Origin of the sequence: Streptomyces sp. NPDC050504 (assembly GCF_044458065.1) — a bacterium.
In the GTDB taxonomy this organism is placed as follows: domain Bacteria; phylum Actinomycetota; class Actinomycetes; order Streptomycetales; family Streptomycetaceae; genus Streptomyces.
This window is the reverse complement of sequence record NZ_JBITHO010000001.1, coordinates 1,317,503-1,338,962: the sequence shown is the minus strand read 5'-3', so window position 1 is coordinate 1,338,962 and position 21,460 is coordinate 1,317,503. Positions and strand designations below refer to the sequence as shown.

The window sequence follows — 21,460 nt, the reverse complement described above, 5'->3', positions numbered from 1 at the left end:
TCCTTTCCTCCCGATTTCGGGGGTACGAGCCCTCACGTGTTCGGGAAGGGTGTCAACGTGCTGCCACTGGCACCGCGTTGAAAGGTCGAGATGACAAGCAACATTCCACGACGCCGCCGAGGCGTGCTCCTCGTACTTGCCGGAGCCGTCGCCCTCATCCTCCCGTGCGCCACAGCATCAGCCGTGCCCGGCGCCCCATCCGTCGGCGCTCCGGCGGCGCTGCGGCCCCCGCCGCCGGACATCCCGCCGCCCGTCTGCGAGCCGCGCTCCCAGATCGCTCCTCAGCTCGCGTGGAGCTACGACAGGACGAGGTCGATCCTGCACATCCCCACGCGGAAGAGGCACTCGGTCCACTACTTCTTCCTCAACTGGTCCCCCACCGAATGGGGGGACATCCCGCGCGAGGTCAGCTGCGGTGTGATCGAGCAGCTCTGACCAGAACCGGGCGGTCCGTCAGGCCCGGTGGTTGAGGCGGCCACGGCCGCGACCAACGGCTCCCCGGGGCGGTACGGGCCCACGGGCTCCCGGGGAGCCGTCCGGCCGGGGGCCGCAGGCTGACGACATGGTCCTGTCGCGACTCCACGCGGAGCCTCAGCCGAAGATCGCGGCGGGTTCGCCGGTGAACCAGGTGTTGTCGATACGGAGGCGGCGGATGACCCAGCGGTCCTCCTCGCGAACCAGGTCCACGTCGTAGGGGTTCTTGAGCAGCGCGTACGTGGAGTGGTCCGCGGTGAGCAGGTGCTGGGCCTCCACCAGGGCGGTGAGCCGAGCGGTGTCGCCTTCGATCGCGATGCGCGGGTTGGTGACCTGGTGAGTGGTGTCCACCCGGCCCGCGAACAGGTCCAGGATGGTGGTGACGATGGTGTCGCGCCCGGACATCAGCGGCGGCTCGGCACCCCACTTGGCGGCCGCGGGACGGAAGTCCACCTCGGCGTCGGCGGCGAAGGCCGAGGCGAACAGGTCCTTGTCCTTGAGGTCCTGGCCCAGAGCGAAGCGGTAGAGCGCGTCGGTGATCTCGGCACGGTCCCTGAGTTCCGAGACGACCGCGGCGGTGTCGTGCGCGGGGGCGGTCAGGGCGCGATCGCGGGTGACGTACATGATGTTCTCCTGTGCGGGTCGGGCGGTTCTCCAACACCTCTGATCCTGCTGCGGACCGCACGGGGCATCAACGCGCGCTTGCGCAACGATCGTGGGACTTCGATTAACGATGAAGGGTGCGGGGATGCTGGAGCGACACGAACTGGAGGCGTTCCTCACGCTCGCCGACGAACTGCACTTCGGCCGCACCGCCGAGCGGTTGCGGGTGTCCACGGCCCGGATCAGCCAGACCATCGCCAAACTGGAACGCCGCCTGGGCGTACCGCTGTTCAACCGCACGAGCCGCCGGGTGGAGCTCACTCCGGTCGGGAGACAGCTGTGTGAGGAGATACGGCCCGCCTGGGACCTGATCGCTGACGCGGTCGCACGGGCCGTCGATGCCGGACGTGGCCTGACCGGGATGCTGCGGGTCGCCTTCAGCGGCCCCGCGGCGAGCCAGCTCCTGGTCGGGGCCACCCAGGAGTTCCGCGGCAGGCACCCCGACTGCGAGGTCCAGATGCGTGAGGCGCGCCTGCCGGACGTCGTGCCGTGGCTTCACAGCGGTGAAGTGGACCTCGCGCTGACCTGTCATCCGATGTCCGAGGAGGGCGTTGTCACGGGGCCGGTCCTGGTACGGGAGGCGCGCATGCTCGCCGTACCGGCGGGGCACCCTTTCGCCCGCCGTACGACCGTCTCCGCCGAAGACCTCACACGGGTACGCCTGCTGGCCCCCGAGTCGGTGCCGCAATCCCCGCACGACGGTCGTACTCAGCGCCGCGCCTCCCCAGGCGGAACGGTCGCGCCCGGCCCGTCGGCCATGACGTTCAACGAGATACTGACCCTCGTCGGTGCCGGAGAGGGCGTCTTCGTCGTCGGCGCCCACGCGAAGCGCTACCACGCCCGGCCCGACGTCGTCTACGTGCCCGTCGCGGACGCCGCGCCGATCGAATGGGGGCTGGTGTGGCTCGCCGACAGTGCCACCGCCCGCGTCCGCGCCTTCAGTGAGGCCGCACTCAGCGTGGTCCAGGGGCTCGTACCGTCCCCCTGATGGCACCCGATGACGCCCCGATGGTGGCGCGGCCCTGCGGTGGGCACGTGGAACGGCTCCGCGAGGACGACGGGAGCCTCACGACAGGCCCTGGTTTCGCGGAATCATCACGTGGCGAGCGCGGCCTGCTCCCCCAGGTGCGCGGCTGCCGTGCGCCAGGCGGTGGTGACGGCTACCCGGGCCCGTTCGGTCCCGGCGGCCCGGTCACCGGTGAGTGCCAGCGGCGCGCCCACGTGGACGTGCAGGCGCGGGCGGCGCAAGGGAGCGGTGCCCAGTCCCCCGATCTGCTTGAGGACACTGCCGGATGTGATCCGGCGTGCGCCTGCCTGCCCGACGGGTACGACGGGGGCCCCGCTGCGCTCGACGAGCCGGGCGAGGCCGCTGCGGAAGGGCCCGGGGGTGCGCTCCGCCACGTCCCGACGGCGCGGCAGGCCGCCCTCGGCGTAGATGAGGACCAGACGGCCCCGCTCCAGCGCCTCGGCGGCGGCGTGCAACGCGGCCGCGGCACGCCTCTCTCCGCGTACGACGGGAATGTGGCCCTCGCGGGCGAGCGCCCGGCCGAGCAACGGAACGCGCCACAGTCCCGCGGCCGCCATGACGACGGGCTCGACACCGAGACGGCGCAGCGCGGCGACGACGACGGCAGGGTCGGCGAGCGAGGTGTGGTTCGCCACGATCAGGCTGCCCGGGGCCAGCTCGGCATGCGGGTCGGTGGTCACCGCGAGGCGACCGAAGACAGGCACCACGGTGTCGGCGATACGGCTGAGCATGCGAGGTCTCCCGGTTTCGACGTGTAGATCTTCATCGTCGGTGTGTTCGCTTCCCGGGGGACGGGCGATCGTACTCATCTTCGACACTGGTCGGCTGAGTACGGTCGTCGGTGGGCGGGCCACCCGTGTGTACGGACACCGCGGTGACGTGGCCTTGAAGGTCCGCTGCCCGTTTCGGCACGACGCTTGCGCGAATGGAGTAGACAGGAACGTTCATCCACGTCCGTATTCCCCGGCAGTCGCGCGTGGCGAGCCCGAGCGGCAGGTGTGCAGGATGTATGTAGACGACATGAATGATCCGTGGAATGTGGAACTCCTTGAGCCCGCCGACATCGAATCTCCCGAGCGGGCCGACGAACCTTTCGGCACCCCTGCTCCGCCCCCGGGTGAGTTCGTGGCCGCTCGGAACGAGACGGCACCGCGTTCCGGTGCGGACGGTCCGATCGTCACCGTCCGCGAGGGCGGAGAGGGCGAAGGAGATCCGGATGCCTGCCCCGTCGCGCGCCGCTGAGCACGAGCGGTCACGCGCGGTGAAGCGGACGGGCCACGGTGCGGGCGCGTTCGGCGGCCTCGGCCGCGTGGCGTTGCCTGGGGAAGCGCGCGAGGCCCTGGAGGAGCTGGGTGAGGGCCTGCTCGACCTGGCTGGAACGCAGGTGGGGGTAGTGGTCGAGGAAGAGGTGCACGTGCGCGCAGGCCGCTTCCAGGTGCCCCAGCTCCAACAGTGCCTCGGCGAGCTGGGCCTGGGTGAGGGCGTAGGACTTGCGTTCGGCGGGGGTCCGGTGGTCCGCGGCGGCCTTCAGGGCGGCAAGCGCCTGGGCCGGTTCGCCCAGGACGTGGAGGGTCTGGGCGCGCTGGTAGTCGAGTGCCGCTCTGGGGTAGGCGCTGAAGGGTCCTGGCGGACTGGTGGCGGCTCCGTTGTGGCGTTCGGCCGCGGCGAGGTCCGCCAAGGCGGCGCGCGGCTGCCGGGTTCGCGCGTGGGTGAGGGCGCGCTGCGCGTAGAGGAACGCGTTGGTGGCCGGGTCGTTCACGGGCCGGGCGATGTCGACCGCGGTCTCGGCCAGGTGCAGGGCGTGCTGGGGGTGACCGAGGCGCAGGGCTTGGGTGCTCATGGCGCGCAGGGTGATGGCGTACAGGCGGCGGTCGGGCACCTGGTGCGCCAGGGCGAGGGCAGTGCGGAAGTAGCGCTGCGCCAGCCCGGGATGCCCGGCGTCGGCGGTCATGTCGGCGAGCAGATGGGTGAGTTGGGCGGTTCCGGTGACCGTCTGGCGGCGGGCTTCCGGTGAGGCGGGGGCCGCGATGAGGCGGCTGGCGTGATCGGCGAGATAGGCGGCGAGGGCGGTGCGTACGGGGGCTCCGCCGTGCTGCTGGGCGAGGGCCGCGAAGGTGTGGGTCATCGCTTGCAGTGCCGCCGCGTCGGCGGCTTCGGTGTGCCGCGGCGACCGTTCACGGGGCGGGGCCGCGGGCGACCAGGTCAGGGCGGGAACGGCGGCCAGGCCGTAGACGGAACGCTGCAGGAAGGCGCGCCGCTCGGGGTCGGCGTCGGCGCCGCACAGTGCGAGGAGATGACGCACCGGTTCTCCCTTGGCCCAGGGCGTGAGTGGTGGGGGTGTGCCGTCTTTCCGGGGTGGAGCGAGCCCGGTGTCCTCGGGAGTGACGAGGCGGGCGATGCGGTCGCTCAGCGCTTGGGCCGCCAGATCGGGCACGGGGGCCCGGGGCCGGGAGCCGGCCAGCCAGTGCGCCACGGTGGTGCGGTCGTAGCGTAATGCCACTCCCTGGACCGCGCCTAGGGCGTTGACGGCCCGAGCGAGGTCGGCGGGCCGCCAGCGGGCCTGGGAGAGGAGTACGGCCAACTGGTGGTTGGGGGCACGACGCGACATCACGTCCTCCCTGCTCACGGGACACGGCGCGTTTTCACGAGCGTACAAGCGTTCACGCATTCACGGGATGCCCTTCCCGGCCCTCTTCCCGGCGCGATCGCCAGGGTGCGAGATGGAGGTGAACTCCTCGTCGTGCACCGCGCGTTCCACTGGAGGGCTCCATGACGCTCACGCTGCCCGGCGCCTTGGGGACAGGTCCGGGCGCCGACCTGTTGGCCGAAGCCCGGTGTCTGGTGGAGCCGGGCCTGCGTGCCTGCGGAGAGCGGCTGCCCGCGCAGGCCCGCCGCTGGGCCGGATACCACCTGGGCCTGCTCGACGCCCATGGCCGTCCGGTCGCGGCCGCGACGGGCAAGGCGGTGCGTCCGGCGCTGGCGGTGTCCTGCGCGCGGGCGGTGGGCGGCACCGGGCGGGAGGCGGCGGGCGCCGCCGTGGCCGTGGAACTCGCGCACGCCTTCTCCCTGGTGCACGACGACATCATCGACCGGGACGAGGTGCGCAGGCACCGTCCCGCGGTGTGGAAGGCGTTCGGTGTTCCCGCGGCCGTTCTGACCGGGGACGTACTGCTGGCCCTGGCCCACCAGGTACTGGCCGATGCCCCCGGGCCCGCGAAGGGCCGGGCGTTGTCCCGGCTGAGCCGGTCGGTGATCGAACTGGTCGAAGGGGAGGCCCTCGACGTGTCCTTCGAGTCCCGCTCCGACGTCACCCAGGACGAGTACGCGGTGATGGCCACGGGCAAGACGGGCGCGCTGATGGGCTGCGCCTGTGCCCTGGGAGCGCTGGCCGCCGGCGCCGGGGAGGCGCGTGCCTCTCATCTGGCGTCCTTCGGGCGGCACTTGGGGGTGGCATTTCAGATCGCCGACGATCTGCTCGACATCTTCGGCACGCCGAGGAGCACGGGCAAGACTGCCGGAAGCGACCTCGTGACGCGCAAGAAGACGCTCCCGGTACTGGCGGCGCTGGCCTCCGCCTCTCCGGCTGCCAGGCGGCTCGCCGCGCTGTACGCGTCTCCTTCCCCACCGACCGAGGAACAGGTTCGGCAGGCCGCGGTGTGGGTGGCCGAGGCAGGGGGCCGCGAGGCCGCCCGGAAGGCTGCGGAGTTACAGCTGGATCTGGCGTTCGCCGCCCTGGACGACGCCGATCCGGCCCCGTCGGCCGTGCGGGAACTGACCGCACTCGCCCGGCTCCTCGTCGACCCGGCCTCCTGATGGGCGCCTCCGCCCGCACTGCGGCCGTCCGTGGTGGTCGGCACCCGCCGCCGTACAGGCGGCCGCGGCGGCCCGACCTGAGCCGGGCCCGCTTCCGCGCCGCGGGCGCACCCGCCGCCGGGCCGCACCGGATTCGGCCGGTGCCCACCCCACCGGCCGCTCAGCGGCTGGTGGCCGCCTCGTCGCCGCCTCCGCGGGCCGTACCCGCCACGGCCGCACGGGCGCGGACGCGCCCCCCAGGGAAGCGGTTCGCCCCGTTCCCGCACGAAGCCCTCCGCCCCCACAAGGAGCCCACATGAACATCGCCTCGCGGGTCCGGGCCCCCGGCGCCCTCCCCCTGCTCGGCCACACCGTTCCCCTGCTGCGGGACCCGATGGGGTTCTTGACCTCGCTGCCGCGCCACGGCGACCTCGTCGACATCAGGATCGGGCCGTTCCCGGCAACCGTGGTGTGCGACCCCCGGCTGGTCAAGGAGGCGTTCCTCGACGACCGGTCCTTCGACAAGGGCGGCCCCCTCTACGACCGCGGCCGTGAATCCCTCGGCAACGGGCTGGTCAGCTGCACGCACGACGACCACCGCCGCCAGCGCAAACTGACCCAGCCCGCCTTCCACGGCTCCCGGTTCGCGGGCTACGGAACCGTGATGACCGAGCAGATCGAGGAGGTCGTCGGCGCCTGGCGCGAGGACGAGATGGTCGACGTCTACCAGACGGCCCTGACCATTTCGGCACGCAGCCTGGTCAAGGCACTGTTCGCCCGCAAGCTGCCCGAACAGGTGCTGACCGGGATGATCGACGACTCCACCATGATCCTCGCCGGGATCTTCCTCCGGATGCTCACCCCGCACGGTCTGGACCGGCTGCCCACACCGCCCAAGCGCAGGTACGACCGGGCCATCGCCCGGCTGCGGGCAGCGGTGGACGAGATCATCGCCGAGTACCGGGCCGAGGGCGTCGACCACCACGACCTGCTGTCGCTGCTGCTGGCCTCCCGCGACGACCATCTGCCCCGCGCCCGGCAGTCGTTCTCCGACACCGAGATCTGCGACCAGGTGGTCACCTTCTTCATCGCCGGGATCCAGGGCACCGCCGTCACCCTGACCTGGGCGCTCTACCAGACGGCCGCTCATCCGGTGATCGAGAAGCGCCTCCAGGCGGAGGCCGACGAGGTGCTGGGCGGCCGGATCGCCACCTATGAGGACCTGGAGAAACTGCCCGTCGCGGAGCGGATCGTCACCGAAACCCTCCGGGTCTGCCCACCGGTGTGGATGCTCACCCGGACCACCACCGCAGACACCGTCCTCGGCAACCGCACGATCAAGAAGGGGACGGTGCTCGTCCTCAGCCAGTACCTCGTCCACCACCTGCCCGCCCTGTACCCGGACCCGCACCTCTTCGACCCCGACCGCTGGGACTCTCCCCGCGACCGGCGCCCGCCGGAGACCATCCCGTTCGGCCACGGCGCCCGCAAGTGCATCGGCTCGCTGTTCGGCACCAACGAGGCGGCCATGGCCCTCGCCACCATCGCCGGGCGCTGGAGCCTCCAGCAGTTGCCCGGTGTTCCGGTCAGGCTGACTCCCAGCGTGCTGCTCACCCCCAAAGGCATCCGGATGCGCCCCAAGGCCCGGCACTGCCCCTCACCCCGCCAGGAGACGTGATGGCCGCGACGCTTCCCCTCACGCCCGGCCGGGTCCGGGCCCCAGGTGCGCTGCCGCTGCTCGGGCACGCCGTGTCCATGCTCAAGGACCCGTTCAGTTTCCTCACCCGGCTGCCCGACCACGGCGACCTCGTCGAAATCCGCATGGGCCCCTTCCCGGCGACCGTGGTCACCAGTGCGCAACTCGCCCGCCAGGTGCTGCTCGACGACAAGACCTTCGACAAGGGAGGGCCGATCTACGACCGCGGCCGCGAAGTCCTCGGCAACGGAGTGGTGACCTGCCCGCACCAGGACCACCGCCGCCTGCGCCGTCTGGCCCAGCCGGCCTTCACCCCCGCGCGCCACGAGGCGTACGCGCGGGTGATGTGCGAGCAGATCGCCCGGGTGACCGGAGCGTGGACGCCCGGGAAGCCCGTCGACGTACTGGAAGACACGATGGACATCGCCACCCGCACCGCCGTGGCCGTCCTGTTCTCCGGCCACCTCTCCTCCCCCGCACTGGCCGAGACCCTCCACGACTTCGCCACCGTCATGGAAGGCATCTACTGGCGCTCGGTCACCCCGCCGCCCCTCGACAGGCTCCCCACCCCGGGCAAGCGCCGCTACGACCGCAGCCGCGCCCGGCTGCGCGCCACCATCGACGGCGTCATCCAGGACTACCGGCGCACGGGACGGGACCACCACGACCTGCTGTCGCTGCTGCTGGCCACCAGCGGCGAGACCCTCAGCGACCGCGAACTCAACGACGCCGCGGTGACCTTCTTCGTCGCGGCCACCGACACCACCGCCATCACCGTCTCCTGGGCCCTGCACCGCATCTCCCTGGACCCCGAGACCGAGCAAGCGCTCCACACCGAAGTCGACGCGGTCCTCGCCGGGCGGCCCGCCCGCCACGACGACCTGGAGAAGCTCGTCGTCACCGACCGGATCGTCACCGAGACCCTGCGCCTGTACCCGCCGGTGTGGATCCTCACCCGCAAGGTCACCCGCGACACCCTGCTCGGCGGGCACCCCCTCCGGGCGGGCACCAACCTGGTGGTCAGCCCCTACGTGATCCAGCACCGCGCCGACCTGTACCCGGACCCCGAACGCTTCGACCCCGCACGGTGGGAGGGCAAGCGCTCGGTACGGGTCCGCAAGCAGGTCCAGGACGAGATCATCCCGTTCGGGGCGGGGGCCCGCAAATGCATGGGCGACGTGTTCGCGATGACCGAGGCCACCCTGGCCCTGGCCACCATCGCGTCGCGCTGGCGCATGGAAGCCACCGACCCGGCCGCCGTCCACCCCGCGCTCAGCGCCCTGCTGGGCCCGCGCGGACTCATACTGCGCGCGTTGCCGCGCACCCAAGGACTGCCATGACCTCCACCTGCGACAACGGTTTCTACATGCCGTTCCCGGAAATCGGCCCGAGCAAGGCCCTGCCCGAGGCGACCACCGCCCTGTGGGAGTGGATCGACCGCATCGGCCTCTACCCGAGCGCCGAGTCCCGCGCCCACATGGAGCGCACCCGCCCGGACCTGCTGATGGCCCTCTACTACCCGGGCGCCGGCCCCGAGCACCTGGCCCTGGTCGCCCAGTACACCGCCTTCGCCTTCGCCGTCGACGACGGCATGGACGACGGGCCCACCGGACGCGACCCCCACCGCAGCGAGCGGGCCGTACGCGAACTGATCGCGGTCATCGACGGGAAGCCCCCCGCCGATCCCGTCACCCGCGCCCTGGCCGACCTGTGGCCCCGCATCAACGCCGGACGCTCGGCCAGCTGGCAGGCGTCCTTCCGCAAGAACGTCACCGAATGGTGGTGGTCCTACTACGCCGAGGCCGTCGAGAAGTCGTGTGCCCACCGGCCCCTCCTGTGCGAGTACCACGAGCACCGCCGCAAGACCTTCGCGCTCTACATGTACCTGGACATGTGCGAGATCGTCGCCGGCGTGGACCTGCCGGAGCGGGTACGCCGACTGCTGCCGGTGCTCAACCTGCGCAACACCGTCTCCGAGCACGGCTACTTCATCAACGACCTGATCTCGTGCCCCAAGGAGGCCGCGCTGGGCTACCGGCACAACGCCGTCGGCATCGCCGAGCACGAGTACGGCCTCCCCCACCGGCAGGCCGTCGAGAAGATCACCGCGCTGGCCGACCAGCGGGCCCTCCGCACCGAGCGGCTCCTGACCACCCTGCCCGCCCACCTCGACGCCGCGGGCGTCACCCCGGCGCTCCGCGACGAGACCCTGAACATCGCCGAGAGCTACCGCGACCAATTGCGCGGCAACTTCGACTACCACGTCCACGCACAGCGCCACCACGTACGCCGCTACGTCGTCGAACAGTCCAGCACCGAAGCCGCCGTCCGCATGGCCAGCCTGTTCGCCTGAGAAGGAGAATCCGATGCAGCCCGCCGACACCGTCCGCGCCTGGGTGGACGCCAACAACGCCTACGACTTCGAGTCCCTGCACGCCCTGTACGCGCCGGACGCCGAGGTGGTCTGCGACCAGTTCGGCATCCGCCTCAACACCGAACCCGCCCGACGCGAGATGATCGCCGGGTTCGACGCGGCCCTGCCCGGCGGGACCTTCACCCCCAGCCTCATCGTCGACGGCGGCACCCACGTCGTACTCGAAGCGACGTACGAAGCCACGGTCGCCATCGACGACATGCCCGGCCTGCCCGCCAAGAGCGAGCTGTTCCGGCTGCCGATCGCAGTCGTCTTCGAAGTCCGCGAGGATCTGATCCGCCGCGAACAGACGTACTGCGACTGGCCCGCGGCCGACTGACACCGCACGGCCCGCGCCCACGTGCCGCCGCCCGCTCCGGCCGACCGGAACCCCATTGGCCGGAGCGGGCGGAAGCACACCGACGGTCAGCCGACCCTCCGCCGCAGGGCGACTCCACCGTGCTGTACGAGTGAGCCGGTCCACGGGCCTGTCGCACGCGCGATCACGGCCGCGCCGAGGGCGGCCGTCGTGGCCGCTCACCGGCCGGGCGAACATCGACGAGGTCGAAGCCGCCCTCGTGGCACACGAGATGCTGGACCCGGTCCAGAGCGGAGTCCCGGACGAATCCGGCCCACCCTTGCGTGGTCGCGTGCCGGAGAAGCCACTCGACGACGTCCATCGTCACCCCGAAATCGTCCTCGTGGACGCACGTCCGGACGGTCAGGGCCCACGGTTCGCCGCCGTCCGGGTCGGGCCTGTCCACGGCACGGACCAGCAGGGAGACATCGGCCCCGCCGAACGAGTGACTCGCCGAGCCGCCGGCGAAGGCCTGCCAGGGACCGCCCCACGACTCCCAGTCGGCCGACTTCAGCTCTGTCGGCCTCTCCTCCTGCCCAAGAAGCCATCTCAGTTCCAGGAGCGCCGGTTCGGGCAAGTCCGGTGGCAGGTCCACCGCCAGGAACAGGTCGTAGTAGTCACTCACATCGGAAACCCTAGCCCCGGGCGCCGACAGCGCTCCGCGGACCTGGCGATATCCGCAGGGCCGGGAAGCCGTCCGCGAACGTGATCGGCCCAAGCGAGTTGACGGTGTGTCAGACAGCCCAGGCGCTGGTGTTCGAGTACGACTCGTAGGAATAGCGGGTGTTGCGGCTCCATTGTTCGCCGGTGACGCGTTCGTAGGCGTGGTCCGGCGTGTACAGCAGGCTCTCGGCCCAGACGAAGTCGGCGGCGAACGCCGCGAAGACCCCCGGGTCCTGGAGAGCGCCTTCGAACGTCTCGCGGCCGGCCGCGACGACCGCGCAGCGCATGTAGAGGAAGGCGTCGCCGGACAGGTCCTGTCCGAGTTCCCTGCGATCCAGACGGTGGAGCGCCCAAGACAGCTGCTCGGCGAAGCCGACGACCACGGACACCGGGCACTGCGCAAGGTGCTCGGTCAGCGCGGCCGCGTGCTGTTCCGAGTCGGGGTCCGGCTCCGTGGGCCTGCATTCCTCGATGACCCGCCAGAAAGTGTCTTCGTTCATGCCGCCGAGCATGGCGCAGGGGTCTGACACTCCGCCTTCCGGGCCACCTCCCACGAGAGAGAGCGGACTGCTCCCGTCGGCGCCACGGGTTCAGTGCCACGAGCGAGCGCGAGCTTCCGCAAGGGAGGCCGCCGAACCTGCGCATGATGCGCGAAGACACGAAGGCCCCGTGGAGATATGGGAGTTGACCTTCATTCCATCTCCACACATACTGACGTTCAGTGCAATGTCACATTGCAACTGCATGCTGAGTGCATCAGCGATGCCGCTGAACGACGTCTCTTAACAGGGAGAACAACCCTCATGTCCCGTATTGCCCTGCTCGCCACCGCGACCGTGGGTCTGGCTCTGCTCGGCGCGGTCCCCGCCACCGCCGCGCAAGCCTCCACCACGGACACCACCGTGACGTGCAGCCCGTTCGCCCTCCGGGCGGGCCTGTCCACCAAGGTGTGCGTCGAAGTCACCGGCGACAGCGTGGAGCTGTACGGCCAGATAGCCCTCGCGGGCCCGCCCAGCCCGGGGTACCCGATCCCGGTCAAGGACCTGACCACGACCCTCACCGGCAACGTCGTCGGCGGTGCCTCCCTCGGGCACCTGGTGAAGCCGGTCCGCTTCCAGGCCACGACCACCCAGGTCCGTGGCGTCGGCGGCACCGTCCCCTGCGGCTCGACCGTCCACGCCGAGTTCACCTCGGCCGAGTTCGGCTCCCCCTCCGGCCCGGTGACCCTGGACGTTCCCGTCACCTGCTGACGGACGTCCGGCACAACGCGCAGGCTCCGCGCCCCTCACCGGGCGCGGGGCCTGCCCGCGTCCGCGGGGACCTCATCCCCAACAGCACTGTGCCGAAGCCGTGTTCATCCTTCGCACCGGGCAGGACCGCTGTCCGATGCGACGGGCCGCGGTCAGGCGCGACCCTCACGGAGGAAGTCGCGGATGAGGGCGGCCCATTGCTCGGGCTCCTCGACGAAGGGGAGGTGTCCGGTCGCGATTTCGGCGAAGCGCGCCCCGGGGATGGCTCCGGCGAGCTGCCGGTGGTGGTGCGGGGTGACGAGCTGATCGAGCGTCGTGGAGACGACCAGGGTCGGTACGGAGATCGCGGCGAGGTCGGCCCGTACGTCTACGCGGTCGATCAGCAGGTCGAGGTGGTCCAGTGTGCCGGGCGGAATGGTGGCGGCCGCGGTCTTGACGGCGCTGACGAGGTCGTCTTCGGCAACGGCGTCCAGGGCCGGTGCGCTGAGCCCGATGAGGGACAGGTAACCGGCCAGACGCTCCAGGTCGTCCGCGCGGAGCAGGTCGCGCCACAGGCGGGCCGCCAGGAGGAACCGCGGGTTCGGGTACGCGAAGCCCGCGGTCAGCACCAGGGCGGTGATGCGACCGGGGTGGCGGGAGGCCGCCCGGACGGCGACCGGGCAGCCGAGGGAGTACCCGGCGACGGCGAAGGTGTCCAGCCCCTCTTCGACTGCCGCGGCGACCAGTTCGTCGGCCAGGACGTCGAGGTCGAGCGGGACGGTGGCGCGCGCGGTGCGGCCGGTGCCGGGGTAGTCCGGGCCGACGACGGTGTGCTCCGCGGCCAGCGTGTCCATGATGGGGCCGTAGTTGGCATCGATGCCGCCGCCGGCCCCGTGGGCGAGCAGCAGACCCGGACCGCTTCCGCGCACCGTGCGGCCGAGGCTGGAGGCGGGCAGAACAGGGGACATGTTTCTCCTTCGGGTTCGAGCGGGGGTCGCGGCAGTGGTTGGTCACTGCCGGTCGGCGTGGTGGCGGGTATCAGGGAACCGGCGGTCGGCAGAGGGCGGTGCAGGTCGGCCGACAACCGCGGCAGCAGCCCGACCACGACCCACTCGGCCGTGCCCACGACGAACACGCACGCGGTGAGCACCGCCAGGGCGGCGTACGGGAGCGGTGCGGGCGGAGAGGGGGTCCCGGTCGATGAGGACGCCGTGCCGGTGGTCATGACCGGGACGCTAAAGTCTCACATCGGTGTAAGAGTCAACGCGATGAGGTGCAGGTCACATGCGCATCGGTGAGATGGTCCGCCGTACCGGAGTGAACGAACGCCTGCTGCGCTACTACGAGGAACAGGGCCTGCTGGCGCCGACGAGGCTGCCGAGCGGCTACCGGGTCTACGGCGACGCGGACGTGCACACGGTCCGGCGCATCCGCACCCTGCTCGCCGCCGGTCTGCCGACGACCACCATCGCCCGGGTCCTGCCGTGCGTCCGGGACGACGGGCCGAACCTTGCGCCCGTGTGCTCCGACCTGGTGGCGGAACTGCGCGGCGAGCGGGACCGCATCGCTCGGTCGATCAAGGATCTGCAGGCTTCGCAGGGAATGCTCGATGCGGTCATCGCCGCTGGCCCGTCCGACGCCGACCCCGGTGATGGCGGCGCCCGGACTCCCGCATCCGGCGACTCGAACAGGTCGAGTACATGAAACATACGGCGTCCGGGAAGCGGAGCCGTCGAAGGGCGCGCGCCTGTGCTCGGCGGCGTGGATGAGCTCCGCCGGCCGGAACCGGCGCGGGCGCTGACCTGAAAGAGGACACCACCGGCGCGGCCGGTTCGGCAGGGGTGTCAGGCCGTGGCCGGGGCCGCTGTGGCCAGGCTCTGGATTTCGGCGGCGACGGCTTGCGGGTCGGCGGGGAGGGTGACGTGGGCGACCTCGTCCAGTCCCGGGTGGGCGCCGACCCGTACCGCGTGCTGTGCGTGGCGCAGCAGGTCGAGGTCGTTGATGTCGTTGCCGAAGGCGTTGTAGGCGTTGACGCCCAGGGCGGCGAGGGCTTCCCACTTGGTGGTGCGGCCCGGGGCGAAGTCGATGATCGCTTCGTCGAGGTGGTGGTTGACGCTCATGCCGAGCGCGCGGCCCGCTTCGGCGAGGGCCGTCATGTCGTCGGCGGTGACGACGAGGAACTTCACGACGGCCGGCAGTTCGTCGAGTCGCACGCGGCGGGCGAGGCCGCCCTGGTCGACCCGGCCGCGGATCGGGTGGTCGTGCGGTCCGGTGTACGCGTAGTCCCAGGGGCCGTCGGCAAGGTAGCCGGCGCGGTACCGCTCTGCCTGCGCGATCAGCGCGTGGAGTTCGTCTGGGGTGAAGGCGGCGCGCGCTGTCACCTGGCCGTCGACGGATACCAGGCTGCCGTTTCCGCCGATCAGCGTGGCGGTGGGGAAGGCTCCGTCGAGGACGGGCAGGAGGTCGCGTACGGGCCGGGCCGAGGCGAAGACCAGGTGGTGGCCCGCGTCTTCGCACGCCTTGAGGGCGGTGAGGATACGGTCGTCGATGACGCGTCCGTCGAAGCAGAGCGTCCCGTCGATGTCGAACACGCTGGTCACGGCAGGGGTGATGATCATCGTCCGATGCTATCGACACGGTCGGCATGCGGCCGGGGCGCGGTGCTGAGTGTGACCGGCGCCTGTTGGCCGGTTGTTGGCGTCGCCTGACACGATGCGCGCATGACGCAGGACATACAGGCCCACGGCGAGGCGCTCGTGGCCGCCGCTCGCGCCGGGGACGCCGAGGCCGCCCGTCGGCACACCGACTTCTTCGTGACGGGCAGGCTCGTGGACGAAGGCATCCCGTACTGGGAGCGGGCCGTACAGGCCGGTGACGCCTTCTCGCACTACACCCTTGCCGGGTACCGGAAGATCCGGGGCGATCGGCGCGCCGCGGACGCGCTCTACCGCGCCGTCGCCGACCGGCACGCCGAAAGCGCCCACGGGCTCGGCGTGCTGCTCCGCGAGGACGGGAACCCGGAGGCCGCCGAATGGTTCCGGCGGGGCTGGGAGGAAGGACGCGACCTCGACTGCAAGATCGAGCTCGGCAAGCTCCTCGCGGCAGAGGGGAAGCTCGACGAGGCGTCGGAGTTCCTGATGAGCGACATCGAACCGGGCGACATCGCGGTCTCCCGCTCGGCACAGCTCTTCGATTCGATCCGCGAGCGCTTCGACCGCGTCGCGGCGGACCTCGATGCCGCCGAGGAGTACGGGGACGAGGAGGAGGCCTCCGACGCGGTGCGCCCGCTCTACGACTTGAGGCAGCACTTCCGCGACTACCCGGGCCTGCTGTCCGAGGCGGCCGTCCACTACCGCAGGGCCTCCGCGCTCAGCGCCGTCGCCCGGGTGAACCACGCCGTGCTCCTGATGGAGGTCGACGGCGAGGCGTTCCAGGACGAGGTCCGCGGCCTGCTGCTCCAGTCGCACGAGGAGGGCTACGAAGGCGCCGCGTACGTACTCGGCGTCCTGCACGAGGAGCAGGGCGACCTCGGCGGGGCCGAGCACTGGTACGGCCTCGCGGCCGCCCGCGATCACGAGTCGGCCCAGTGGAACCTCGGAGTGCTGTGCAGACGGCAGCGGCGGTACGAGGAGGCCGCGCACTGGTTCCGGGAGGTCGGCGTGGAGGACCGCGACGTCGCCAGGCAGCTCACCCGGATCGCCAGGTTCCGCGCGGACGGCGTCGGCCCCGGCAAGGACCTGCGCAGGCTGCCCGGCTTGCGGGAACGGGCCGAAGCGGGCGACGTGCACGCCTCGTACGCGTACGGGAAGATCCTCGGCGACTGGGGCGGCGCGGCCGGCCGCCACCTGGTCCGCTGGTACGAACCCGCCGCGCTGGCCGGGTACCCGCCCGCGGCGTACGACCTCGCGGAGCTGTACGGCGCGCTGCACAGGCCCGTGTTGCGCGACCGGTGGCACCGGGTGGCCGCCGAGGCGGGGCACCAGGGCGCGTGCAACCGGATGGGCCAGCTGTCCGAACAGCACCGGGACTACCAGGAGGCCGAACGCTGGTACGTGCGCGCGGCTGACCTCTGGTCGCCATTGAGCGCCATGCTGGCGGGCAAGCTGAAGGCCCAGCGCGGCGCGTACGCCGAGGCGGAGCCGTACCTGCGCAAGGCATGGGTGCAGCGCGACGACAACGAGTACAGGGTGGAGGCCGCCGGGTACTACGGACTCGTCCTGCACCGGTTGGGCCGGTTCGCTGAGGCCGTGGAGCCGTTGCGGACCGCCGCCGCGCGCTGGCAGAACCAGGTGGTCTCCCGCTACAGCGGGGAAGACCCGGACGTGCTGTCCCGGACCGTCGACCCGCAGAAGGAGCTGGAGTTGGTCGAGGCGGCGCTGGCCGTGTGACGCGCCCGGTGCACCGGGAATCCGGGAACCGGGGATGACGGGTCCTCAGGGCTCGTGCCACGGGTCCGTCCCTGGCCCGGACGGACCCGCACGTGGCGCCGTCGCGGCCGGCCCGTCGCCGGGCGTGGCGTTCGGAGCGGCGGCGCGGCATCCCGTACGGGTCGGGGAAGAGGGCCGTGCTGGACGCCGCGCCGCACTGGAATCGGGTGACCAGGGCGCCGGGCCCCGCCACCGGCGTGCTCGGGCACGTCTGCCGCGCGCTGTTCGTCAGCCGGAACCCGCGTCCGGGCAGCGCCGTCGCCCCGCTCGGCGACGGTCCGTACCGCGAGTGCCGCGTCGAGCCGCTCCAACGCATCGCCGAGCAGCACGGATTCCAGACCGTGCCCCCGCCCGGTCCCGTCGGGCAGCAGCATGTCTATGAGCGCCAGCAGGCTCTGCACGACGAGGCCCGCCTCGTCCAGGTCGGCCTCCGCGCGCTGCAGGGCGTCCTCCAGCCGGGGCGCCGGGGCGGTCCGTACCCGCGCGACCAGCGCCGCGTCGTGCAGTCGGCGCGCCCGGTCGAGCGTCTGGGCGTAGGCCCGCGCGTCGCGCACCCGGTCGCGCAGCACGGACCGGAGCAGGCCCATGGGAATGGTCTTCGCGCCTGCCCGGTACTCGCTCCAGAGAGTTCGTCCACCGCCGTATCGGGCGGAGAGGTCCCGCACGGTCAGTGTCCCGGTCAGGTTCTGAACGAACTGTGCCAGCTCGTTCGCCGCGTCCGTCGTTCCTTTCAAGGCACCCTGCGGCCTGCCCGCTCTCGCCACTTCTACCCCCGAATGTCCACCGGCATCGTCGTCGTGCACGTCGTGCGGTTGGGCTGACCTGCGTATGCGTGGGCATTGCGTACGGACGATCCGGGGCCGTGGCCACAGCGTCTCCCGCCGGGCAGGACACAATCATTGGCCGTACGACGGGTACAAGCCGTGAATCAGGCATTCCCGAGCCGGTATCAGCCGTAGACCCGAGTCGCGGAAGCGCACCAGGGGCACGCCGACAAGCCGCGCACCTCGGCCCTCCGTCGCACCGGAAAAGGTCCGGCTCCCCACGAGTCCTCCGGAGCCACAGGAGTTGTCCGCTGTCCGCACGGTGGTTGACCAGCCGCTTCTCCGGTCGCTGATTGCGGACAACTCGTCCGGTCGCGACGGTGGGTTCGGCCGCCCCGGACCGGGACGCGGCCTCACCCCGGACCACTTGCCGTTCGGCGTCGTGCCGCCGCGTGCGGATCAGCGGCCGGACGCCGACCACGGAGGACCATCTTGGTGGACACCACCTACTGGAGCAGGCGGCGTGTCATGGGCGCCATCGCGGCCACCACGGCGATGGCCGCCACGTCCAGTCTCGTCCTCAACCCCCTGGGCGCGTGGGCGGCCGAGACGCCGCCGGAAGACGGCGACGACCCGCTGGGGCTGCCCGCCACCGAGCGCGCCGAGGTCGTCAGGGCCTGGCTGACGGGCGGCAGGGGCGTGCGCGCCGCCGCCGAAGCGGCGCTGGTCGGTTCCGACGCGGACGTGCGGTACTTCCTGACCGTACGCCTTCCCGCGGAGACGGCGGTGGACAACCGCGTCTCGATCGTCACCTCGCTCGCGGCGGGCGGCAAAGGCGTGCAGCGGGCGGCCACCGCCGCGCTGGGCAGCGGCGATCCTGCGGTCGCCGCCTACCTCGACGGCGGTTTCAAGACCGCCCTGCTCGAAGACTTGCGGGTGGCCACCAGCCGGGTCATGGCCACCGGAGGCAAGGCGGTGAACCGTGCGGGCGGGAACGCCCTGAGCACGGGCACCTTCGAGTCGCTGGAGACCTTCCTGACCGGAGGGCAGTACACCGCGGCCCTGGAGGACATGCGCGTCGAGGCCTCCACGCTGATGGTGCAGGCCGGACCCGAGGTGCGGAAGTACGCTTCGCGGGCCCTGTCGGGCACCGACGCGGACGTCGAGTGGTTCCTGGACACCGGCCAGCACATCGCCCGTGCCCGGGACCAGGAGGCCACTCAGGTCCAGGAACTCGTCGCGGTCGCCCGGCGCGAGGGCCAGCTGGCCGACTCGATGACGAAACAGGCCGAGGAGGCCGCCGACCGGGCCGTGGAGGCCGCGGCGAAGGCCAAGGAGGCGGCCGAGAACGCCGCGGCCGAGGCCAGGGCGGCACAGGACGACGTGGCGGCCGCGGGGAGGGCGGCCCGCAAGGCGGGCGACGCGGCGAAGGGGGCGGCCGATTCGGCACGGGTCGCCATCGGCGCGTCCGACACCGCCGTCCAGGCCTCCCGCCGCGCCGCGTACGCCGCGGCCGCCGCGAGCCAGGCGGCCGCCACCGCGGGGTCCGCCGCCACGCGGGCGTACCGCGCCGCCATCGCCGCCTCGAAGGACGCCAGCAAAACGGGTGAGGCCAAGGAAGCCGCTGTCGGCGCCCGCAAGGCCGCCGCCGACGCGCTGAACGCCGCCGTGGCCGCCGGGCACGCGGATGAGGCCTCGCGGAAGTCGACCGCGGCCGCGGAGAGCGCCGCGTCGGCGGCCCGCAACGCCTCGGCCGCCGCGCAGGCCTCGGCCGAGGCGGCCAAGGCCGCCGGCGCGGCCAAGGCGGACGCCGCACGGGCCCAGCGCGAGGCGGGCATCGCCCGGACGAACGCGGAGATCGCCACCAACGCCGCCGGTACGGCCAGGCTGCTGGCGAGTACGGCGGCGACCGCGGCGGGCGAGGCACGCACCGCCGCGAACAGCGCGGCCGCCCATGCGGAGAAGGCCGCGGACGCCGCCGACTGGGCCGTGGCCCACGCCGGACAGGCCGCCGACCACGCCGCCAAGTCCACCGAGTTCGCCAACGGGGCCACCAGGGCGGCGGACGCCGCCACCACCGCCGTCGCCAGGGCGGTGGCGGTCGAGAAGAGCGCGCGCGAGGCCGAGTGGCAGCGCCTGGACCAGGACATGAAGCAGGCGATCGAGGAGACGCGCCTGCTGACCCGGGTGGAACAGGAGGACGACGCCGAGTACGCCAAGCAGCGCACCCAGGCGGAGCAGGTCTCCCAGGCCACGAAGGACCTCATCGCCCAGGCCGAGACCGCGCTCGGGGCGGGTGACGCGGCGGGCGCCGCCGCGCTCGGCCGCAAGGCAGCGGTCGCCCTGCTGGCCTCCGACGGCACCTGGACCCGGGCCGCCGCGCAGTTCGCCCTGGCCGGCTCGGACTTCGACGTCCACGCCTGGATCGACACGGACCGGCAGCTCGCCCAGCGGCAGGACGACCGCGACACCAGCCTCTACATCGCCACGGTCAGCGCCCCCGACGTGGCCGCCGCGGCGAGCCGCGCGCTGGCGAGCGACGCCCCGGACGCGGCGGCCGAGTTCCTCAGCCGGGGAATCGTCGAGGCCGCCGCGATGGACAACCGCGTCGTGATCGCCCGCCTCTTGGCGGACAACCCGGGACGCGCGGTGAGGCAGGCCGCGAACGACGCGTTGGACGCGGGCACCGCGCAGGCCCTGCACCAGTTCGTCAACGGCCGGTTCGGAGAGGCACAGGAGCAGGACGACGCCGTGGCGATCACGGCGCTCCTGAACACCGCGGGCCCGTACACCAGGGCCCACGCCCAGGCGGCCCTGGAGGGACCGGCGTGGCTGCGCCGCAAGTTCCTCGCCTCGGTGCAGTACAGGACCGCCCAGCTCGACCACGATTCGGCCACCCACATCGCGGCCGTGCAAGGCGCGATCGCGGCCGCCGCGAAGATCGCCCACAAGGCGCAGGAGGACGCCGCCCGCGCCCAGGAGGCGGCGGCCGGGGCCCGCGACGCCGCGGCGGAAGCGGCGCAGTGGGCCGACAGGGCCCAGCAGTCGGCCGCGCAGGCCCTCACGTCCTCGCAGCAGGCCAACGCGTTCGCGGCCGACGCGGAGAAGTCGGCGCGGGACGCCCAGGCGGCGGCCGACCAGGCCGACCGGGCGGCCGCCACCGCACGTACCGCCGCCCGGTCGGCGACCTACTCGGCCAACCGCGCCGTGGACGCGGCGGGCGCCGCGAGGTCCGCCGCCAACCGGGCGCAGGCGTCCGCCAGTAGCGCCGCCGCGTCCGCCGCGCAGGCGGGCAAGGACAAGAAGGAGGCGGCAGACGCCGCGACCGCGGCCAAGGAGATCGCGGCGGCCAGGCACAAGGCGGAATCCGAGGCGGCGAGCCGGCAGGCGGCCGCGGTGGCCGTCACGAACAGGGAGTCGGGGAAGAACCCGGCCGACACCCCTGAGAACGACGGCGTCAAGGGCGACCTTCCCTGGTGGAAGCGGAGCGCACAGTGGCTCGCGGACTTCACGAGGATGGCGGGCACCTGCCTCAGGCTGGTTTCCGTGGGTGCCACGCTGGCCGCGTTCTCCGCGGCCGCGATCACTCCGCTGTTCCCGCCCGCCGGCATCCTCGTCCCGTTCCTCCAGTCGTTCGCCCTGAGCACGGGAGTCCTGGCCACGGCGTTCTCGGGGATGAGCGCCGTATTCGCCTCCATCGGCTACGGCATCGACAGCAGCCAGTTCAGATGTGCGGTGCTCACCACCATCTCGGGCATCTACGCACCCGTCGCCCTCCCCCGCGCCGCACAAGCGGCGAAGGAGGCGGGCAAGGCAGTGGTCTCCGGAGCCCAGAAGGTCACGCAGATGGGCAAGGCGGGACTGTCGGGGATCGGCAAGAAACTGTTCGGCCGCTGAGCGGGACCCCTTCGGGAGCCGGGCACCGGGCCGCGCGCGTCCCGCCCCGGCTCTTCT

The 21,460-nt window shown here is 72.2% G+C and carries 20 protein-coding genes; 13 read left to right on the top strand and 7 right to left on the bottom strand.

All coding sequences use genetic code 11. The annotated features are described in order from the left end of the window. Window positions 1-183 precede the first annotated feature (183 nt). Window positions 184-435 carry a hypothetical protein gene (locus ACIBNE_RS05575; protein WP_399269815.1) on the top strand — a complete coding sequence of 84 codons (252 nt, stop codon included), beginning with the start codon at window positions 184-186 and terminating at the stop codon, window positions 433-435. A 156-nt stretch (window positions 436-591) separates the two neighbouring features. Here the strand turns inward: ACIBNE_RS05575 and ACIBNE_RS05570 are convergent, their stop codons facing one another. After that, the gene (locus ACIBNE_RS05570) at window positions 592-1,098 is read right to left on the bottom strand and encodes a nuclear transport factor 2 family protein (protein ID WP_399269813.1); all 507 of its coding nucleotides are present in this window, start codon (window positions 1,096-1,098) and stop codon (window positions 592-594) included. A 124-nt stretch (window positions 1,099-1,222) separates the two neighbouring features. Between ACIBNE_RS05570 and ACIBNE_RS05565 the strand changes: the two genes are divergently transcribed. After that, on the top strand, window positions 1,223-2,125 hold the full coding sequence (locus ACIBNE_RS05565; protein WP_399269810.1) for a LysR family transcriptional regulator: 903 nt from the start codon (window positions 1,223-1,225) through the stop codon (window positions 2,123-2,125). Between the two features lie 107 nt (window positions 2,126-2,232). Here ACIBNE_RS05565 and ACIBNE_RS05560 read toward each other — a convergent pair whose 3' ends face one another. After that, window positions 2,233-2,895: a lysophospholipid acyltransferase family protein gene (locus tag ACIBNE_RS05560; protein WP_399269808.1), complete on the bottom strand. Its 663-nt coding sequence runs from the start codon at window positions 2,893-2,895 to the stop codon at window positions 2,233-2,235. A gap of 274 nt (window positions 2,896-3,169) precedes the next feature. Between ACIBNE_RS05560 and ACIBNE_RS05555 the strand changes: the two genes are divergently transcribed. Then, window positions 3,170-3,406, top strand: coding sequence for a hypothetical protein (locus tag ACIBNE_RS05555; RefSeq protein WP_399269806.1), 237 nt, complete (start codon window positions 3,170-3,172; stop codon window positions 3,404-3,406). 10 nt (window positions 3,407-3,416) lie between these two features. Here ACIBNE_RS05555 and ACIBNE_RS05550 read toward each other — a convergent pair whose 3' ends face one another. Continuing rightward, window positions 3,417-4,772: a tetratricopeptide repeat protein gene (locus ACIBNE_RS05550; RefSeq protein ID WP_399269804.1), complete on the bottom strand. Its 1,356-nt coding sequence runs from the start codon at window positions 4,770-4,772 to the stop codon at window positions 3,417-3,419. 161 nt (window positions 4,773-4,933) lie between these two features. Between ACIBNE_RS05550 and ACIBNE_RS05545 the strand changes: the two genes are divergently transcribed. The 5 genes from ACIBNE_RS05545 to ACIBNE_RS05525 all read left to right on the top strand — a co-directional run bounded on the left by ACIBNE_RS05545 (window position 4,934) and on the right by ACIBNE_RS05525 (window position 10,405). After that, entirely contained in the window at window positions 4,934-5,977 is a 1,044-nt protein-coding gene (locus tag ACIBNE_RS05545) for a polyprenyl synthetase family protein (RefSeq protein WP_399269802.1), read from the top strand. Window positions 5,978-6,272: 295 nt separating this feature from the next. Continuing rightward, window positions 6,273-7,634 (top strand): cytochrome P450, encoded by a 1,362-nt coding sequence (locus tag ACIBNE_RS05540; RefSeq protein ID WP_399269800.1) that lies wholly within the window; start codon window positions 6,273-6,275, stop codon window positions 7,632-7,634. Further along, entirely contained in the window at window positions 7,634-8,992 is a 1,359-nt protein-coding gene (locus tag ACIBNE_RS05535) for a cytochrome P450 (protein ID WP_399269798.1), read from the top strand. Before ACIBNE_RS05540 ends, ACIBNE_RS05535 begins: the two co-directional genes overlap by 1 nt. Continuing rightward, entirely contained in the window at window positions 8,989-10,005 is a 1,017-nt protein-coding gene (locus ACIBNE_RS05530) for a terpene cyclase (protein WP_399269796.1), read from the top strand. The genes ACIBNE_RS05535 and ACIBNE_RS05530 overlap by 4 nt, the downstream gene beginning before the upstream one ends. 13 nt (window positions 10,006-10,018) lie before the next feature. Further along, on the top strand, window positions 10,019-10,405 hold the full coding sequence (locus ACIBNE_RS05525) for a nuclear transport factor 2 family protein (RefSeq protein WP_399269794.1): 387 nt from the start codon (window positions 10,019-10,021) through the stop codon (window positions 10,403-10,405). Between the two features lie 163 nt (window positions 10,406-10,568). On the opposite strand, the gene ACIBNE_RS05520 is transcribed toward ACIBNE_RS05525, so the two are convergent. Together ACIBNE_RS05520 and ACIBNE_RS05515 are read right to left on the bottom strand one after the other, a co-directional pair. Next, a complete protein-coding gene (locus ACIBNE_RS05520) occupies window positions 10,569-11,048 on the bottom strand; it encodes a hypothetical protein (protein ID WP_399269792.1) in 480 nt (159 codons plus the stop codon). 109 nt (window positions 11,049-11,157) lie between these two features. Continuing rightward, window positions 11,158-11,586, bottom strand: coding sequence for a DUF4240 domain-containing protein (locus ACIBNE_RS05515; RefSeq protein ID WP_399269790.1), 429 nt, complete (start codon window positions 11,584-11,586; stop codon window positions 11,158-11,160). Window positions 11,587-11,889: 303 nt separating this feature from the next. Here ACIBNE_RS05515 and ACIBNE_RS05510 point away from each other — a divergent pair, with 303 nt between their 5' ends. Then, window positions 11,890-12,336 carry a hypothetical protein gene (locus tag ACIBNE_RS05510; protein WP_399269788.1) on the top strand — a complete coding sequence of 149 codons (447 nt, stop codon included), beginning with the start codon at window positions 11,890-11,892 and terminating at the stop codon, window positions 12,334-12,336. 152 nt (window positions 12,337-12,488) lie between these two features. Here ACIBNE_RS05510 and ACIBNE_RS05505 read toward each other — a convergent pair whose 3' ends face one another. Continuing rightward, window positions 12,489-13,283, bottom strand: a complete 795-nt coding sequence (locus tag ACIBNE_RS05505; RefSeq protein ID WP_399269786.1) for an alpha/beta fold hydrolase — start codon at window positions 13,281-13,283, stop codon at window positions 12,489-12,491. Between the two features lie 316 nt (window positions 13,284-13,599). On the opposite strand from ACIBNE_RS05505, the gene ACIBNE_RS05500 reads away from it, so the two are divergent. After that, a complete protein-coding gene (locus ACIBNE_RS05500) occupies window positions 13,600-14,019 on the top strand; it encodes a MerR family transcriptional regulator (RefSeq protein WP_399269784.1) in 420 nt (139 codons plus the stop codon). A 140-nt stretch (window positions 14,020-14,159) separates the two neighbouring features. Here ACIBNE_RS05500 and ACIBNE_RS05495 read toward each other — a convergent pair whose 3' ends face one another. After that, window positions 14,160-14,933: an HAD hydrolase family protein gene (locus ACIBNE_RS05495; protein ID WP_399269782.1), complete on the bottom strand. Its 774-nt coding sequence runs from the start codon at window positions 14,931-14,933 to the stop codon at window positions 14,160-14,162. A 102-nt stretch (window positions 14,934-15,035) separates the two neighbouring features. Between ACIBNE_RS05495 and ACIBNE_RS05490 the strand changes: the two genes are divergently transcribed. From ACIBNE_RS05490 to ACIBNE_RS05480, 3 genes are all read left to right on the top strand, one after another. Continuing rightward, the gene (locus ACIBNE_RS05490) at window positions 15,036-16,703 is read left to right on the top strand and encodes a sel1 repeat family protein (protein WP_399269780.1); all 1,668 of its coding nucleotides are present in this window, start codon (window positions 15,036-15,038) and stop codon (window positions 16,701-16,703) included. Between the two features lie 176 nt (window positions 16,704-16,879). Further along, window positions 16,880-17,563, top strand: coding sequence for a hypothetical protein (locus ACIBNE_RS05485; RefSeq protein ID WP_399269778.1), 684 nt, complete (start codon window positions 16,880-16,882; stop codon window positions 17,561-17,563). A 438-nt stretch (window positions 17,564-18,001) separates the two neighbouring features. Continuing rightward, window positions 18,002-21,403 carry an ALF repeat-containing protein gene (locus ACIBNE_RS05480; protein ID WP_399270090.1) on the top strand — a complete coding sequence of 1,134 codons (3,402 nt, stop codon included), beginning with the start codon at window positions 18,002-18,004 and terminating at the stop codon, window positions 21,401-21,403. Window positions 21,404-21,460: the final 57 nt, after the last annotated feature.

What these genes read in the sequence shown, in the direction of transcription:
- ACIBNE_RS05550 (WP_399269804.1), bottom strand. Translation starts at nt 4,772, where the DNA reads ATGTCGCGTCGTGCCCCCAACCACCAGTTGGCCGTACTCCTCTCCCAG.
- ACIBNE_RS05515 (WP_399269790.1), bottom strand. Translation starts at nt 11,586, where the DNA reads ATGAACGAAGACACTTTCTGGCGGGTCATCGAGGAATGCAGGCCCACG.
- ACIBNE_RS05505 (WP_399269786.1), bottom strand. Translation starts at nt 13,283, where the DNA reads ATGTCCCCTGTTCTGCCCGCCTCCAGCCTCGGCCGCACGGTGCGCGGA.
- ACIBNE_RS05560 (WP_399269808.1), bottom strand. Translation starts at nt 2,895, where the DNA reads ATGCTCAGCCGTATCGCCGACACCGTGGTGCCTGTCTTCGGTCGCCTC.
- ACIBNE_RS05570 (WP_399269813.1), bottom strand. Translation starts at nt 1,098, where the DNA reads ATGTACGTCACCCGCGATCGCGCCCTGACCGCCCCCGCGCACGACACC.
- ACIBNE_RS05525 (WP_399269794.1), top strand. Translation starts at nt 10,019, where the DNA reads ATGCAGCCCGCCGACACCGTCCGCGCCTGGGTGGACGCCAACAACGCC.
- ACIBNE_RS05530 (WP_399269796.1), top strand. Translation starts at nt 8,989, where the DNA reads ATGACCTCCACCTGCGACAACGGTTTCTACATGCCGTTCCCGGAAATC.
- ACIBNE_RS05495 (WP_399269782.1), bottom strand. Translation starts at nt 14,933, where the DNA reads ATGATCATCACCCCTGCCGTGACCAGCGTGTTCGACATCGACGGGACG.
- ACIBNE_RS05555 (WP_399269806.1), top strand. Translation starts at nt 3,170, where the DNA reads ATGTATGTAGACGACATGAATGATCCGTGGAATGTGGAACTCCTTGAG.
- ACIBNE_RS05510 (WP_399269788.1), top strand. Translation starts at nt 11,890, where the DNA reads ATGTCCCGTATTGCCCTGCTCGCCACCGCGACCGTGGGTCTGGCTCTG.
- ACIBNE_RS05540 (WP_399269800.1), top strand. Translation starts at nt 6,273, where the DNA reads ATGAACATCGCCTCGCGGGTCCGGGCCCCCGGCGCCCTCCCCCTGCTC.
- ACIBNE_RS05545 (WP_399269802.1), top strand. Translation starts at nt 4,934, where the DNA reads ATGACGCTCACGCTGCCCGGCGCCTTGGGGACAGGTCCGGGCGCCGAC.
- ACIBNE_RS05565 (WP_399269810.1), top strand. Translation starts at nt 1,223, where the DNA reads ATGCTGGAGCGACACGAACTGGAGGCGTTCCTCACGCTCGCCGACGAA.
- ACIBNE_RS05490 (WP_399269780.1), top strand. Translation starts at nt 15,036, where the DNA reads ATGACGCAGGACATACAGGCCCACGGCGAGGCGCTCGTGGCCGCCGCT.
- ACIBNE_RS05500 (WP_399269784.1), top strand. Translation starts at nt 13,600, where the DNA reads ATGCGCATCGGTGAGATGGTCCGCCGTACCGGAGTGAACGAACGCCTG.
- ACIBNE_RS05535 (WP_399269798.1), top strand. Translation starts at nt 7,634, where the DNA reads ATGGCCGCGACGCTTCCCCTCACGCCCGGCCGGGTCCGGGCCCCAGGT.